Source organism: Streptosporangiales bacterium (assembly GCA_009379825.1).
Lineage (GTDB): Bacteria > Actinomycetota > Actinomycetes > Streptosporangiales > WHST01 > WHST01.
Genome location: WHTA01000101.1, coordinates 1 through 15,173 on the forward strand (window position 1 = coordinate 1; position 15,173 = coordinate 15,173).

Consider the following 15,173-nt stretch of genomic DNA (forward strand, 5'->3'; position numbering starts at 1 on the left):
CCTCCGCCAGCTCCGCGACACGCTCAACGCCCAGTTCACCGAGACTGTCAGTACCCCATGCGATGCTGAACACGAGCAGGTGGCCTAACGATCACCTCGGGGCCGCCACCGAAGTTCAACGGAACTCGGGACATCCTCGAGTCACCTGACGTGACTCTATCCCCCCTGTTTTAGCTCTTGGCTGCTCACCGACTGCCGGACTTAAGGGTCAGACCCCAGTGTTGGCCTCGGCTGATGCCATGCCGCTCTGACCAGACGTGCTCGCCGTTCAACAGCAGCGCCAAGCCGTACGACCAGCGCAGCACCAACTCACCCACGCCAAGCTGACCGGCGAGCCTCCTAGCGACCATGACCGCGCGACTGTCGTGATCAATGCCTGCGCCTAGCCAGGAGGCAGCTCCCGGGCAGGTCAAGATCATGAGACGGCCGTGACCGGGCCACTCGACGTGCGTGTAGTCGACGGCCTGTGCGATCCACCTGGTGTAGTCACCGATGCTGGCGCACTTCGGCACCATCTTGAACTCGACGCCGAGCGCGACGTTGGGATTGCGCCACAGGTGAGCCTGACGCGGCCGAATGATCGCATCGATGCGTAGGCGTCGACCGGAGCAATGTTGACCTGTCACCTCGCGCTGGATCGTGAACCATGGCGGCAGGCGGGCAAGCACTCGATCGGCCATCTCACGTTCGGAACTGAATGCAGTGAGTGGAACCTCTGCCTGATAGGGCTTACCGTGAGGAAGGTCGCCGAACGGATCCGGTTCGCCGGCCAGTGACTGAAATGGGGTGACAGGCGGATCGACAGTCACGGCACCCCTGCACCTTCCTCGACATCGACCCTTGGTCTCCTGCGTGACTAACTGCGTGACAATCGCAGCGGACACTGCTGGACGTTCGGGTACTCCGTAGGATTCCATTGTGCGGCAAGGGCGATGCGTTCCGTGGCGCTGAAATGCTTGACACGGTAGGGGTCACTGGTTCGATCCCAGTATCGCCCACGGGCTGGCGGTCCCTGCTCGGTGAGCGTTGCTCACCTTTGCGGGGGCCGCTACTTTTTACGGGGGCCGAGCCCCCGTAGGCCCCGCGTTTCGGTGGTTGGGGTGGAAGTCGCCTGGTTTCCGGCACCGACGACGATCGGGGCGAGCAGCAGGTGGATCTCGTCGACCAGGCCGGCGGTTATCGCCTCGGCGGCGAGTTCTGGACCGCCGACCGTGATGTCGCGGGCCGAGGACTCCTTGAGCCGGCTGATCGCGGCAAGATCGAACTCGTGCTCGACGTACCCGTCTGTCGATGCGTTGGCGAAGTAGATCAGCCTGGCCACGTCAGACCCTCCATCGTCGCCGGCAAGTGGACGGTGAAGCGGGCGCCGCCTTCCGGTGCTCGGCCGGCTGCTGCGGTGCCGCCGAGGCGGACGGTCAGGCCATGCACGAGCGCCAGGCCGACGCCGGTACCTACCCGACGTACTCCGCGGTAACGCTCGTAGAGCACGGACCGCTCGAACGCGACTGCGCAGTCGTCCGGGGTCAGACCGGGACCGCCGTCTCGCACCTCGAGCACCCTCGCCGTGTTCTCGGTGCGCAGTGCGAGCACGATCGGCCCGCCCTCCGGGGTGACCCGGAGGGCGTTCTCCGCCAGCCCATCGACGATCTGCCGCACCCGGGCGGCATCGGTGACCGCCATCAGCGGCGCGTCGGGCAGCTCGGCGCTGAACCGCACGCCGACCGCGGAGCACCGGGCCGACCAGACCTCCGCGGCCCGCCGCATGAGATCGAGCAGGGTCGGCCTGCGTCGGTTCGATCCTGAAGTCGTCCGCGCCGAGTCGAGCGAGGTCCAGCAGGTCGGAGACGAGCCGGTCGAGGCGGTCGGACTCGGCGACGATGGTCCGACCGGCGAACTGGGCTGCGTCGCCGGTGGCGACGCCGTCCGAGAGCGCTTCGGCGAAGCCCTTGATGGCGGTCAACGGCGTACGCAGCTCGGGTGAGACGGACAGCAGGAAGTCGCGCTGCCTGCCCTCGCTCCGGTGAAGGGCATCGGCGATCGCGTTGAACGAGGTCGCGACGTCGGCCACCTCGGCGGGGCCTTCCGGAGGCACCCGGACATCCCGTCGTCCCGACGCGAGCTGGGCCGCGGCGCCCGCCGTACGCTTCAGTGGCGCCGCCAGGCGCCAGGCGAGCAGCCAGCCGGCCAGCATCGCGCCTGCCAGGCCGATGAGCAGCGCGAGCAGGGTCCGCTGCACCACGGTGCCCACCAACCTGGAGGCGCTGGCCTGCGGCTGGGCGAGCACGAGCGCGCCACCAGTTCGCAGTGGCCGTGCTTCTACGTACACGGTGCGGTTCCCGACCTGGGTCCGGTACGACAGTTCCTGGCCGGCGCGGATGCGGCCCAGCCGGGCGCTGGCCGCGATACGTGCGAGCGGCTGTCCGCGCAGCCGACCGTTCGCCTGCACACACGCCACGGTGCCGTTCTGGCCCTCGGTGCGTAGCGTCTTGACCGTGGTGAAGACGTCACGGGGACGCGCGACGTCGATCAACCGCTGACCGACGTCGGCCTGCCGCGCCAGCGCCAACCTGGCTTGCGACTGCGCTGCTTCGCGCACCAGGCCGACCGAGACCACCCCGGCGACGAGGACAGCGACCCCGGCCACGGCCGTCGTCACGACGGCTATCCGCAGCGCCAGCGTAGGCCGGTTGGATCGGAGAAGTCCGAGCACTTGCTACTCCTTCTGGACCGCGTAGCCGACGCCGCGGACCGTGCGGATGGGGCTGTGCGCGCCGAGCTTGGCGCGCAACTGCGCCACGTGCACGTCCACCGTGCGGGTGCCTACCGCCGCCGGATAACCCCACACCTCGGCGAGCAGCTCGTCCCGCTCGAAGACGCGACCCGGCCGGCGCATCAGGTGGGCCAGCAGGCGCGGGCAGAGACGACACCGTTGGGCCGACGATTCGGCTCCCATTCCCGCACTGCACGTGGGGAACGGGGCAACCATCGCCGACGGCAAGACCGCCGATCCGCCGGCGCCCGAGACGTTGATCTACCGTCGCGGCACCGACGGCAAGCTGCTGTTGGTCGGCGTGATGTACCGCTACGACGACCGGCAGGGTGAGCCACCGGAGATCGCGGGTCCGTACACGCGATGGCACACCCACGAGTTCTGCGTCGGCTCCGACGGCCGCCGTATCAAGGGCATGCACAGGCACGGTGAGGCGTGCCCGAGCGGGGCGCAGGAGCGGGAGTCCGGCTCGATGATGCACGTGTGGTTCGTCGAGGAGGACGCGCTGCGCAGGGCCTACGCGCGCCGGCCGCCGGTCCGGGCACTCGAGGAGTACCAGGAGTCGCTTTCCTGACTCTCCCTTGGGGCGGGAGAAGGGGGCTGCCTGTCCGGCCACTCGGGGCATCCGGTCGGACAGGCAGCCCACGGATGGACCTTCCCGCGGAGTGGGCTGCGTGCCACACTGAGGGGAACCAACGACGCCCAGATCACCATCCGATCCGGCTCTCTTCGAGGGAAGTGATGGGCGATGGTCACCACGCGGTTCAGCGGTCGCCGGGCTCCCTGCGGGCGTTCCAGCGACGGCGAGCACTACGAGACCCAGGACGGCCAGGGCCTGGCCAGCGATCAGCTGTTGTTCGACTGCGGCTGCAAGGTCAGCCGCGACGAGTTCCACGACGGCACGCTCGAACACGCCGTCGTACGGCATGACGGGAAGCTGCTCGAGCACGAGACCATCGGCGAGCACGGGGACTGACGCGGCAGGGGAGGCCCTATGGCTGCGGCACACGACGTCGTCATCGTCGGCGGCGGCGGGGCCGGGTTGCGTGCCGCGATCGCCGTCGCGGAGGCCGACCCGGACGTCGACGTCGCCATCGTGTCCAAGGTCTACCCGATGCGCAGCCACACGGTGTCGGCCGAGGGCGGTGCGGCCGGCGTCGTCGGCGCCGAGGACAGCCTGGACGAGCACGCGTACGACACCGTCTCCGGCAGTGACTGGCTCGCCGACCAGGACGCCGTCGAGATGTTCGTCGACGAGGCGCCACGCGAGCTGCTCCGCCTGGAGCACTGGGGCTGCCCGTGGAGCCGCGAGCCGGACGGGCGGGTAGCCGTCCGGCCGTTCGGCGGCATGAAGAAGCGGCGCACCTGGTTCGCGGCGGACAAGACCGGGTTCCACCTGCTGCACACGCTGTTCCAGACATCGCTGAAGTACCCGAGCATCCGGCGGTACGACGAGTGGTTCGTCACCAAGCTCCTCGTCGACGAGGAACGGGTGCAGGGCATCGTCGCGATCGAGCTGTCGACCGGCCGGATCGAGACGGTGACGGCCAAGGCGGTGATCCTCGCCACCGGCGGCTGCGGCCGGGTCTTCCCTTTCACCACGAACGCCGCCATCAAGACCGGCGACGGCATGTCGCTGGCGTACCGCGCGGGCGCGCCGCTGAAGGACATGGAGTTCGTGCAGTACCACCCGACCGGTCTGCCGTTCACCGGCATCCTGATCACCGAGGCGGCCCGCGCCGAGGGCGCTTGGCTGCTGAACAAGGACGGCTACCGCTACCTGCAGGACTACGACCTCGGCACGCCGAGCCCGACGCCCGTAATGCGGAGCATGGAGCTCGGGCCGCGCGACCGGTTGTCCCAGGCGTTCGTGCACGAGGTGGAGAAGGGCCGCACCATCGACACGCCGTACGGGCCGGTCGTCGACCTCGACCTGCGCCACCTCGGCGCGGACGTGATCGACGCCAAGATCCCGTTCGTCCGGGAGCTGTGCCTGAAGTACCAGAACGTCGACCCGGCCACCCAGCTCGTGCCCGTACGGCCGGTCGTGCACTACATGATGGGCGGGGTACACACCGACCTCGACGGCGCGACCCCGGTCGCCGGCCTCTACGCCGCCGGCGAGGTCGCCTGCGTGAGCATCAACGGCGCCAACCGGCTCGGCTCCAACTCGCTGCCCGAGCTGCTGGTCTTCGGCGCCCGCGCCGGACGGGCCGCCGCTGCGTACGCGTCCACGGCGCCGGGGCCGACGCACGCGGCGACCGCGCAGGCCGACGACGAGCACCGGCGGATCTGGCGCGCGCTGATGGGCGTCGAGCAGACCGGCACCGAGCGGATCGCGGCGCTGCGCGAGGAGATGCAGCACACCATGGAGGGCTGCGCCGGCATCTACCGGTCGGGCGACTCGCTGAGCAAGGCCGTCGACACGGTGCACGAGTTGCAGCAACGGCTGCGTACGGCGGCGCTCGACGACCGCAGCAAGGTCTTCAACACCGAGCTGCCCGTCGCATTCGAGCTGTCCGCGATGCTCGACGTCGCGGAGGCGATCGTCCACTCCGCTCTGGAGCGGGAGGAGTCGCGGGGCGCGCACCAGCGCACCGACCACCCGGCGCGGGACGACGAGCGCTTCCTTGCGCACTCGCTGGCCGGCCGCGCCGCCGACGGCACGTGCGACGTCGAGTACCTGCCGGTGACCATCACCCGGTGGCCGGTGGGTGAGCGCGTCTACGGGAGGTGAGCGCGATGGTCGACACCGTCACGTTGCGGGTGACCCGTTACGACCCCGACGTCGACGACGAGCCGCGGCAGCAGGACTTCGACGTGCCGCTGCGGGAGGACTGGGTGGTGCTCGACGGGCTGAACTACGTCAAGGACCGGCTGGACGGCTCGCTGTCGTACCGGTGGTCGTGCCGGATGGGGATCTGCGGCAGCTGCGGCATGATGGTCGACGGCGAGCCGGAGCTGACCTGCGGCACGTTCCTCGTCGACCACGCGCCTGGGCCGGTGCGGGTGGAGCCGCTGGCCAACTTCCCCGTGGTGCGCGACCTCGTCGTGGACATCGACGACTTCCTGACCAAGCTGCCCACTGTGTCGCCGTGGCTGGTGCGTGACGTGGACGCGCCCGTCGACGGCGGCGAGTACCTGCAGACGCCGGCGGAGCTGGACGAGTACAAGCAGTACAGCATGTGCATTAACTGCATGCTCTGCTACTCGGCGTGCCCGGTGTACGGGGTGGACCCGGACTTCGTCGGCCCGGCGGCCATCGCGCTGGCCCAGCGGTACAACCTGGACTCCAGGGACGCCGGCGCCGACGCCCGGCTGGACGTGCTGAACCAGCCGGAGGGGCTGTGGTCGTGCACGTTCGTGGGGGAGTGCACCACGGCCTGCCCGAAGGGCGTCGACCCGGCCGGCGCGATCCAGCGCTACAAGCTCACGGCCGCCACCGCGACGCTGAAGTCGTACCTGCTGCCGGGCGGCCGACGATGACCGCGCCGCGGGGGTACCGGCAGCAGCCGTCGATCTTGTGGTGGGTCGGCAAGCGGTCGTACGCACTGTTCATCCTGCGGGAGCTCAGTGCCGTCGCTGTGGCCTGGTTCGTGGCGGTGACGCTGGCCTTCGCGTGGTCGGTCGGCGCCGGCGAGGAGCAGTACCAGCGGTACCTCGACGTCGCAGCCAACCCGGTGGTCGTCGCCGTCGACGTCGTCGCGCTGCTGTTCCTGCTGCTGCACACGGTCACCTGGTTCGACCTGACGCCGAAGGCGATGCCGGTACGGGTGCGCGGCCGCCGGACGCCGCCGGCGGCCATCGTGGCGGCGCAGTGGGTGGGTTTCGCGGCGGTGTCCGCGCTGGTCGTGTGGCTGGTGGTGGGGTAGATGGCCAACCGTCAGGTCGAACCGCTCGCCTGGCTGGCGTTCAGCGCCGGCGGCGTCGCGGCCGCGATCTTCGCGCCCGTGCTGTTGTTCGTGTTCGGGTTGGCGCTGCCGCTCGACTGGCTGCCACGGCCGGACCGCGCCGAGCTGCTTGCCGTACTCGGTCACCCGCTGACCCGGCTGGTGCTGCTCGGCGTCTGCGTGGCGGCGCTGTTCCACTTCGCGCACCGGTTCAGGTACACGCTCTACGACGGGTTGCAGCTGGCGCGGTACGGCACCCTGATCACGGCGGGCTGCTACGGCATCGCCCTGCTCGGGTCGGCGGTGGCCGCGTACGTCTTCGTGCTCGCGGTGTGACCGGGTGGGGCCGGGGCTGCGGTGCCGACCCCACCCGGTCGGCGGTGGCTACCGCTGCGCGCGGTGGCCGTCGAACTCCATGCTGCGAGTCGACGGGCCATTGGCCGCCCGTGCGGTGCCGCTCACCGCGGACTTGGTGTTGGCGAACGTGAGCGTGGCGTGCGCCGTGGCGTCGGACATCTCGTCGAGCGCATCCATGTTCACGTTGCCGACCATGTCGTACTCCGCCGCGAGCTGCGCGTAGAGCGCTTCCTGCTCCGGCGTGTGTGTCGGGGTCAGGGAGTCGCAGGCAGCGTGGTAGCAGGGGTCGTACGCAGCACCTGCCACGCCGCCGTAGGTGGCCGCCTGGTCCGCGGTCTTGACGCCCTCGGCGCCGGTGAACAGGCCGCCGGCGGGGATGCCCACGGCGATGAACGGGCCGTAGTCGGAGCGCCCGTCGAACGCCGTCGGGCTGGTAGCGAGCTCCTGCGAGCCGAAGTAGTCGAGGAAGATCTGTTCGATCCGGTCCGAGCCCTGCGGCCCGGCGACCGGCGTGTCGGAGCCGTCACCGTCGTAGACGAACCGCACGTAGTTCGGCGACGCGACCATGTCGAAGTTCAGGTTGAGCATGATGTCCTTACGCTGCTTCTTCGACAGGTTCGCGACGTAGTGCTCCGAGCCGAGCAGACCGGACTCCTCGGCACCCCAGAACGCGAAGCGCACGCGGTTGGTCGGCTCCACGCCCAGCTCGGCCAGTTGCAGGGCGATCTCCAGGATCGCCGCTGTGCCGGAGCCGTTGTCGTTGATGCCCGGTCCCTCGGGCACGCTGTCGAGGTGCGCGCCCACCACAAGCGTGCGGTCCGCGCGGCCACCGGGGGTGTCGGCCACGACGTTCTCCGTGTGCCTGATCTCCGTGCTGGTCTGCGTGGCGATGTGCACCTGCGGGTCGGTCAGCGACGCGAGCTCGTCACCGACGGCGAACGTGGTGCCGAGCACGGGGATCTCCACCACCTCACCGCCGAGCGTGCCGGCGAGCAGCTCGGTGCGTCCTTCCTGGCCCTCGTTGAAGATCACGACGGCACTGGCGTCGGCTGCCTCGGCGTTCTCCGCCTTGGCCGCGAACGTACAGGTGCCGCGCTGGATCAGCGCCACGTTGCCCGCGGTGAAGTCGGCGAAGTCGCTGGCCTCGCACCCGCTGGTGGAGGTGTTCGGGTCGGCTCCCGGCGGCAGCACCAGGTCGACGGCCTGCACGGTACCGGTGACGTCGCCGCTGCCGGAGTACTCCATGGTGAGGAAGTCCTCGCCCTCGACGTAGGTGCGGGCGTCCGGAGCGACGCGCTCGAACTCCGGCGGCGCGGTCTCCTGGAAGAACGGGAAGTCGAACGGTTGCCGCGTCACCTGGTAGCCGGCCGCGTCGAGCAGGTCGGCCACGTAGTCGGCCGACTCGTCGTAGCCGGGCAGGCCACTGGCCCGGTTGTCGCCGTTGGCGTCGGCGATGTCCTGGAACGCCTGCAGGTGCTTGTGGATGCCGTCCGCGGTGACGGCCTCGCGCAGCTCGCCGCTGTCGGGGACCGCGGCGGTGGCGGTGGAGGTGACGGTCAGGGTCGCAGCCGCCGCGATCGCGACGCCGGCGACGGTGAGGCGGGATAGTCGATTCACGGGAACACTCCCTCGTGCCGTGGACTGTGCTCCCCCCGGGGCGGACGCTCACGCGTCCCGCACATCGTCACCCGGCCGGCAAGATCATCGAGCCGGTACGCGAAATCGGCGCGAAGTTGTTCGGTAGGTCACGGGGATAGCGAAGAGTGACCGGTCACCTGGTGCCGGCCGTCGCCGTCACTGGGGGTGCGCGACCGAGCAGCCTGCAGGCGATGCACGGGGACGCGCGCAGTCGATCGCAGACGCAGGTCAACGGCGGTGGCTACTTGGCCCGCTCCAGCGGTACCGCGGTATCGATCAGCCGGCGGTAGCCGAGCAGGACGCACAGCAGGACGACACCGGTGAGGAAGAAGCCCCATCGGGTGGTGCCCTCATCGATCAAGTCGAGGATTCCGCGAAGCACCATCAATGACCACGGCACCAGCGAGATGTTCACCGCGATCCTCGTAAGGTTCGGCCCCCGCGGCTCGCCTCGCCAGTAGCCCAACGCGCCTCGCAGGTAGCTCGCCCCCACCAATGCGAGGAGCAGAGCGATCAGCCCGACCGGCACCAGCAGGATCGCCGGACTTCGGCCGTCGGCGACCCGCCGAAGAGCACCAGCAGTGCGACCGCGAGGCCCAGCGGCGGCAGGCTGAGGACGATGTTTCCGACGATCAGGAACCTGGTCACTCACGCCGCCCTCTCCGCTGCCCGGTCATGCTGATGTTAGCAGGCGGCCGCACCCGGTCGACACGTTTCGGCCCGACCCGAAGTGGCGTTCCTCGACCCGGTGAAACGGCCCTTCTGCCGGCCGGCCAATCGCGCCGGCCGCGGGGCTACCGGCGACCGGTCACCTGGTGCCGGCCGTCGCCGGTGCGGCGGGTGTGGTTGTGCCTGGCCAGGTGCTCGAGCAGCGGCACGGCGATCCTCCTCGTGGTGCCAAGCGACTGACGGGCCTCGCTGGCGGTGAACGGCTGCGGGAGCTGCGCGAGGGTGTCCACGGCGTGGCGCACCGCGTCCGGCAGCAGCACGACGGCCGGCGACAGCCGCACCAGGTGCTCGGCGCGCACTGCGGCGGAGACCTCGGCCGGCCCGAGCCCGACCGCCTGCAGGTCGGCCTCGGACGGGACGGCGAAGCCGTCGCCCGGCAGCAGCCCGGCGAGCCGCTGTACGGCACTACGGACGGCGGGCGCGACGGTGTCGGGAGCGTCGCCGTGCACGACCGTGCCGTTGCGTACGGCCAGCGGCGGCGTCACGAGCGGCGGCACCAGGCGGGCGTCGGGCAGGTCGAGCAGCGACCGAGCCTCGTCCACGGTGAGGGGTGCGGCCGCCGGGTCGGAGCGGCGCGTCTCGACCAGCTCCGTCAGCCGCTTGCGCAGCGACGTGTGGAGGTCGGGGTCGACCAACCAGTCACCGGCGACCGGGGCGAGCGGCGGTTCGACGCCGCTGGAGCGGAGGGCGGCGGCCGACACGATGCCGCGCCGCCGCAGCTCGCTGGTCCCCGTCGGGGCGTCCGGGTACGCGGCCAGCTCGCCCGCGCGCCGGCGGGCGGCGCCGCGGCGGTCGAGCGCGGGCGGGTCCACGTCGAGTACGGTCGCGCCGCCGATGACCGTGCGTCCGGTGCGCAGCACGACCCGGTCGCCGAGCCACAGCGGGAGTGCGTCGCGCAGCGTCAGGCGAGCGGTGTCCTTGCCGAGCGGCCGCGCGGTGCAGCTGACCATGGCCGTCGCGAGGTGCAGCAGCATCTCCCGCGGCAGCCGCACGCCGTCGGACAGCGCGATCCGTACGTCGGCGACGGTGGTGCGGCGGTAGCTGCCAGGCGTCACCAGGGCGTCGCCGCGGTTCACGTCGCCGCGGCGGGCGCCGCGGAGGTTCATCGCCACCCGTGCGGTGCCGGTGGCCCGCTCGACCCGGTCGTTCAGCGACTGCAGCTCCCGCACCGGGTGCGTCGCGCCGGTCGACGCCAGCTCCAGGGTGTCGCCGACGCCGACGGTGCCCGCGGCCAGCGTGCCGGTGACGATCAGGCCGGCGCCGCGGATGGTGAAGCTCCTGTCCACCCACAGCCGCACCGGTGCCGCCGGGTCGGGTGCGGGCATGCTGTCGACCAGCTGGTCGAGCGCATCGCGGAGCCGCGGCAGGCCGGCGCCGGTGACCGCGCTGACGGCGACGGCTGGCACCTCGCCGAGGCTGCTCCCGCGGATCTCGTCCAGCGCCTCCTCGGTCGCAAGCGACGGGTCCATCAGGTCGGACTTGGTCACCGCGAGCAGGCCACGCCGTGCGCCGAGCGCGTCGAGGGCGAGCAGGTGCTCGGCGGACTGCGGCATCCAGCCCTCGTCGGCGGCGACGACGAACAGCACCGCAGGCACCGAGCCGATGCCGGCGAGCATGTTGGCGATGAACCGCTCGTGCCCAGGGACGTCGACGAACGCGAGCTGCCCGGCCGCGCCGTCCGTCCAGACGAACCCGAGGTCGACGGTCAGCCCGCGGTCGCGCTCCTCGTCCAGCCGGTCGGGTTCCATGCCGGTGAGCGCACGCAGGAGCGCCGACTTGCCGTGGTCGACGTGCCCCGCAGTGGCGATCACGTGCATTTGCGGTGTCGCTCTCAGGTCGTCGGTGACCGACTGGCGGAGGCGGATGGGAATCGAACCCACCGACGCGATTGCACCGCGTCCAACGGTTTTGAAGACCGCGGCCAGCACCAGCTGACAAACGCCTCCGCGGGGGATGCTACAAGGCGGCGGCCGGAGCGGATGTTGTCGACGTCACACCCGTACCGCTGGTCAGCGGGACTGGGGGAGCTTGCTGGCGCCCCGCTTGGCCGCAGGCGCCGACGGTGGCGGCACCACCGGGCCGATGTCGCCGTCCGGGGCCTCGTCCAGGTCGACGATCACCGGCGCGTGGTCGCTCGGCCCTGTGCCCTTGCGCGCGTGCCTATCGACCCACGCCGCATGCACCCGGTCGGCGACCGGCCCGCCGGCCAGCACCAGGTCGATGCGCATGCCCAGGTCCTTGTGGAACATGCCCGCCCGGTAGTCCCAGTAGGTGAAGACGCGCTGGTCCGGCCACCGGTCGCGCACCACGTCGTGCAGCCCGGCAGCCTGCAGCTCGGTCAGCGCTGTGCGCTCCGGCCCGGTCACGTGCGTCTGCCCGACGTACGCGGTGGGGTCGAAGACGTCGGCGTCGGTGGGCGCGATGTTCATGTCGCCGCAGACGAGCACCTCCTGCGGCCCGGCGGCGACCACCTCACGCAGCCGGCCGAGCCAGGCCAGCTTGTAGTGGTAGTGCTCCGAGTCGGGTTCGCGGCCGTTCGGCACGTACACCGAGTGCACCCGCACCCCGCCGCACGTCGCCGACACCGCACGCGCCTCCTGGTGCGGGAACCCGGGGCCGTCCGGCAGGCCGGCGACGACGTCGTCCAGCCCCACCCGGGACAGGACGGCGACGCCGTTCCAGCGGCCCTCGCCGTGCGCGGCGACGGCGTACCCGCGATCCGCGAGCTCCTCGGTCAGCAGCTCCGCGAACGCGTCGTCGGCGAGCTTCGTCTCCTGCAGGCAGACGACGTCCGGTCGGCGCTGGTCGAGCCAGGGGAGGAACCGGGGTACCCGCTGCTTGATGGAGTTGACGTTCCAGGTGGCTACCCGCATGGGCCCACGGTATCGAGCGCACCTCACGACCCGGCGACTCCCGGTAGATTGCTACGCGATCTCTCCCACACCCCCTGGAGGTTGCAGTGACAGACAGGTCGCGTTCGGCGCTGTGGCACCCGCAGGCGCACATGCCGTCGGTCGTGCACGACCGGCTGGAGATCGTCGCCGGTCAGGGTGCCTGGTTGACCGCCGCGGACGGGCGGCAGCTGCTCGACGCCGGCGCGGGCCTGTGGCACGCGAACATCGGGCACGGGCGGGCGGAGCTCGCCGACGCGGCCGCCGCGCAGATGCGGACGCTGGAGACGTACCACCTGTTCGGCCGGCTGGCGAACACGCCCGCACTCGAACTGGCCGACGAGCTGGCCGCCGTCGGCCCGATCGACGACGCGAAGGTGTTCTTCACCAGCGGCGGGTCGGACGCCGTCGACCTGGCCTGCAAGCTCGCCCGCAGGTACTGGCAGGCGACCGGGCAGGCGGACAAGACCACCATCGCGTCGCGTCGGCTGGGGTACCACGGCCTGCACGGCTTCGGCACGAGCATCGCCGGGCTGGAGTTCAACCGCGAGGGCTACGGCGCCGCATCACTGGTGCCGGAGACGATCAGGATCGCCACCAACGACCTCGCGCTCGTACGGAAGGAGATCGACGCGCTCGGCGGGGAGAACCTCGCGGCGGTGATCGCGGAGCCGGTGATCGGCACCGGCGGGGTCGTGCCGCCCGCCCCCGGGTACCTCGCCGGCCTGCAGCAGCTGTGCCAGGAGCACGACGCGCTGTTCGTGGTGGACGAGGTGATCACCGGCTTCGGGCGTACGGGTGTGCTGTTCGCGTGCGAGCGGTTCGGCCTGGAACCGGACATGGTGCTCTTCGCCAAGGGCGTCACCTCGGGGTACGCGCCGCTGGGTGGCGTGCTCGTCGGACCGCGGGTCTGGGAGCCGTTCTTCGCCGGGCCGGACGCGCCGATGTTCCGGCACGGCCTGACCTACAGCGGGCACGCGACCGCGTGCGCCGTCGCGCAGGCCAATCTGCGCGTGCTGGACGCCGACGATCTGGTCGCCGGGGCAGCGCACCTGGAGTCGGTGCTGGTCGACGCGCTGCGCCCACTGGCCGGGCACGACCTGGTGGAGGAGGTACGCTCCGGCGCCGGCCTGCTCGCCGGCGTGCAGCTGCGCCCCGAGGTGGACGCGGACAAGGTCGCGAGGGCCTGCCTGGACGACGGTGTGCTGCTGCGCGCCATCACGGCGAACACGCTGCAGATCTGCCCGCCGTTCGTCTGCACCGACGACGAGATCCGCCAGATCGCCGCCGCCATCGAGCAGAACCTGCCAACGGCCGGCTGACCCGCGGGGACGGCACCGGAGCAGCTCGGCGCCGGGTCGATAGCATGCGGTGACATCCTGCACTTCGACCCAAGGAGCTCATCGTGTCCGGCGACCTGACCATCACCCTCGGCGGTAGCGCACGAGTGGTGGCAGCGGGCACGACGGCCGGCGAGCTGTTCGACGGCCGCCGCGACGTCGTCGCGGCGCGGGTGAACGGCGAGCTGTGCGACCTGGCCCACCAGGTCGCAGAAGGCGACGTGGTGGAGCCGGTCGAGATCTCCTCGCCGGACGGCCTCGCCGTGGTGCGCCACTCGTGCGCGCACGTCCTCGCGCAGGCCGTGCAGGACCTGTTCCCGGACGCGAAGCTCGGCATCGGCCCGCCGGTGCGCGACGGCTTCTACTACGACTTCGACGTCGAGCGGCCGTTCACCCCTGAGGACCTCGCCGCGGTCGAGAAGAAGATGCGCGAGATCGTGAAGCAGGGCCAGACGTTCCGTCGGCGCGCCGTGTCCGACGACGACGCGCGCGCGGAGCTGGCCGCCGAGCCGTACAAGCTGGAGCTGATCGGGCTGAAGGGCGGCGCGTCCGACGCCGAGGGCGCTGAGGTGGAGGTCGGCGCCGGCGAGCTGACCATCTACGACAACCTCACCAGGGACGGCTCGGTCGCCTGGAAGGACCTCTGCCGGGGCCCGCACGTGCCGTCGACCAAGCTGGTGTCGGCGTTCAAGCTGATGCGTACCGGCGGTGCGTACTGGCGGGGCAGCGAGAAGAACCCGCAGCTGCAGCGCATCTACGGCACCGCGTGGGAGAGCAAGGACGCGCTGAAGGCGTACACCGACAGGATCGCCGAGGCGGAGCGGCGCGACCACCGCAAGCTCGGTGCGGAGCTCGACCTGTTCAGCTTCCCCGACGAGCTGGGCAGCGGGCTGGCGATCTTCCACCCCAAGGGCGGCATCCTGCGCCGGGAGCTGGAGGACTACTCCCGCAAGCGGCACGAGGACGCCGGCTACGAGTTCGTGAACACGCCGCACATCACCAAGGAGCAGCTGTTCCACACCTCGGGACACCTGCCGTACTACGCGGACACCATGTTCCCGCCGATCGAGTTCGAGGGCACGAACTACTACCTCAAGGCGATGAACTGCCCGATGCACAACCTGATCTTCAGGTCGCGCGGGCGGTCGTACCGGGAGCTGCCGCTGCGGATGTTCGAGTTCGGCACCGTCTACAGGTACGAGAAGTCCGGGGTCGTGCACGGACTCACCAGGGTGCGCGGGCTCACCATGGACGACGCGCATATCTACTGCACCAAGGAGCAGATGGGCGACGAGATCAAGGCGGTGCTCGCCTTCGAGCTGTCGCTGCTGCGCGACTACGGGCTCGACGACTTCTACCTGGAGCTCTCCACCCGCGACGACTCGGACAAGTTCATCGGGTCGACCGAGGAGTGGGCGCTGGCCACCGACGCGCTCGCACAGGCCGCCGAGGAGTCCGGCCTGGACCTCGTGCCCGACCCGGGCGGCGCCGCGTACTACGGCCCGAAGATCTCCGTGCAGGCCAAGGACGCCATCGGCCGGAACTGGCAGATGTCCAC

General features: G+C 70.8%; 14 protein-coding genes, 2 tRNA genes and 2 pseudogenes. 9 read left to right on the top strand and 9 right to left on the bottom strand.

Annotated elements, in window-relative coordinates; genetic code table 11:
- Positions 1-185: 185 nt before the first annotated feature.
- Entirely contained in the window at positions 186-809 is a 624-nt protein-coding gene (locus GEV07_28005; protein MQA06401.1) for a hypothetical protein, read from the bottom strand.
- 118 nt (positions 810-927) lie between these two features.
- Between GEV07_28005 and GEV07_28010 the strand changes: the two genes are divergently transcribed.
- Positions 928-998: transfer RNA gene (locus tag GEV07_28010), tRNA-OTHER, on the top strand.
- Between the two features lie 50 nt (positions 999-1,048).
- On the opposite strand, the gene GEV07_28015 is transcribed toward GEV07_28010, so the two are convergent.
- The 3 genes and pseudogenes from GEV07_28015 to GEV07_28025 form a co-directional block, all read right to left on the bottom strand.
- The gene (locus GEV07_28015; protein ID MQA06402.1) at positions 1,049-1,321 is read right to left on the bottom strand and encodes a hypothetical protein; all 273 of its coding nucleotides are present in this window, start codon (positions 1,319-1,321) and stop codon (positions 1,049-1,051) included.
- Positions 1,309-2,710, bottom strand: a pseudogene (locus GEV07_28020) (HAMP domain-containing protein). The gene GEV07_28015 and the pseudogene GEV07_28020 overlap by 13 nt, the downstream one beginning before the upstream one ends.
- Before the next feature lie 3 nt (positions 2,711-2,713).
- A pseudogene (locus tag GEV07_28025) lies at positions 2,714-2,908 on the bottom strand (DNA-binding response regulator).
- Positions 2,909-2,966: 58 nt separating this feature from the next.
- Here GEV07_28025 and GEV07_28030 point away from each other — a divergent pair.
- The 6 genes from GEV07_28030 to GEV07_28055 all read left to right on the top strand — a co-directional run bounded on the left by GEV07_28030 (position 2,967) and on the right by GEV07_28055 (position 6,996).
- Positions 2,967-3,344 (top strand): hypothetical protein, encoded by a 378-nt coding sequence (locus GEV07_28030; protein ID MQA06403.1) that lies wholly within the window; start codon positions 2,967-2,969, stop codon positions 3,342-3,344.
- Positions 3,345-3,518: 174 nt separating this feature from the next.
- Complete coding sequence (locus GEV07_28035; GenBank protein MQA06404.1) at positions 3,519-3,746, top strand: hypothetical protein; 228 nt, start codon at positions 3,519-3,521, stop codon at positions 3,744-3,746.
- Positions 3,747-3,764: 18 nt separating this feature from the next.
- The gene (gene frdA / locus GEV07_28040) at positions 3,765-5,507 is read left to right on the top strand and encodes a fumarate reductase (quinol) flavoprotein subunit (protein MQA06405.1); all 1,743 of its coding nucleotides are present in this window, start codon (positions 3,765-3,767) and stop codon (positions 5,505-5,507) included.
- A 5-nt stretch (positions 5,508-5,512) separates the two neighbouring features.
- Positions 5,513-6,256 carry a succinate dehydrogenase iron-sulfur subunit gene (sdhB, locus tag GEV07_28045; protein ID MQA06406.1) on the top strand — a complete coding sequence of 248 codons (744 nt, stop codon included), beginning with the start codon at positions 5,513-5,515 and terminating at the stop codon, positions 6,254-6,256.
- A complete protein-coding gene (locus tag GEV07_28050) occupies positions 6,253-6,642 on the top strand; it encodes a fumarate reductase subunit C (GenBank protein ID MQA06407.1) in 390 nt (129 codons plus the stop codon). The genes sdhB and GEV07_28050 overlap by 4 nt, the downstream gene beginning before the upstream one ends.
- Complete coding sequence (locus GEV07_28055) at positions 6,643-6,996, top strand: fumarate reductase subunit D (GenBank protein ID MQA06408.1); 354 nt, start codon at positions 6,643-6,645, stop codon at positions 6,994-6,996.
- A 48-nt stretch (positions 6,997-7,044) separates the two neighbouring features.
- Here the strand turns inward: GEV07_28055 and GEV07_28060 are convergent, their stop codons facing one another.
- The 5 genes from GEV07_28060 to xth form a co-directional block, all read right to left on the bottom strand.
- Positions 7,045-8,634, bottom strand: a complete 1,590-nt coding sequence (locus GEV07_28060) for a M20/M25/M40 family metallo-hydrolase (protein MQA06409.1) — start codon at positions 8,632-8,634, stop codon at positions 7,045-7,047.
- Positions 8,635-8,896: 262 nt separating this feature from the next.
- The gene (locus tag GEV07_28065) at positions 8,897-9,184 is read right to left on the bottom strand and encodes a hypothetical protein (protein MQA06410.1); all 288 of its coding nucleotides are present in this window, start codon (positions 9,182-9,184) and stop codon (positions 8,897-8,899) included.
- Between the two features lie 265 nt (positions 9,185-9,449).
- Positions 9,450-11,201 (bottom strand): selenocysteine-specific translation elongation factor, encoded by a 1,752-nt coding sequence (selB, locus tag GEV07_28070; protein MQA06411.1) that lies wholly within the window; start codon positions 11,199-11,201, stop codon positions 9,450-9,452.
- A gap of 34 nt (positions 11,202-11,235) precedes the next feature.
- Positions 11,236-11,330: transfer RNA gene (locus tag GEV07_28075), tRNA-Sec, on the bottom strand.
- A gap of 63 nt (positions 11,331-11,393) precedes the next feature.
- Positions 11,394-12,257 (bottom strand): exodeoxyribonuclease III, encoded by an 864-nt coding sequence (gene xth / locus GEV07_28080; protein MQA06412.1) that lies wholly within the window; start codon positions 12,255-12,257, stop codon positions 11,394-11,396.
- Between the two features lie 131 nt (positions 12,258-12,388).
- On the opposite strand from xth, the gene GEV07_28085 reads away from it, so the two are divergent.
- On the top strand, positions 12,389-13,597 hold the full coding sequence (locus GEV07_28085) for an aminotransferase class III-fold pyridoxal phosphate-dependent enzyme (GenBank protein ID MQA06413.1): 1,209 nt from the start codon (positions 12,389-12,391) through the stop codon (positions 13,595-13,597).
- 80 nt (positions 13,598-13,677) lie between these two features.
- Positions 13,678-15,173 (top strand): threonine--tRNA ligase (locus GEV07_28090; GenBank protein MQA06414.1); only part of this gene is annotated, 1,496 nt, incomplete at its 3' end.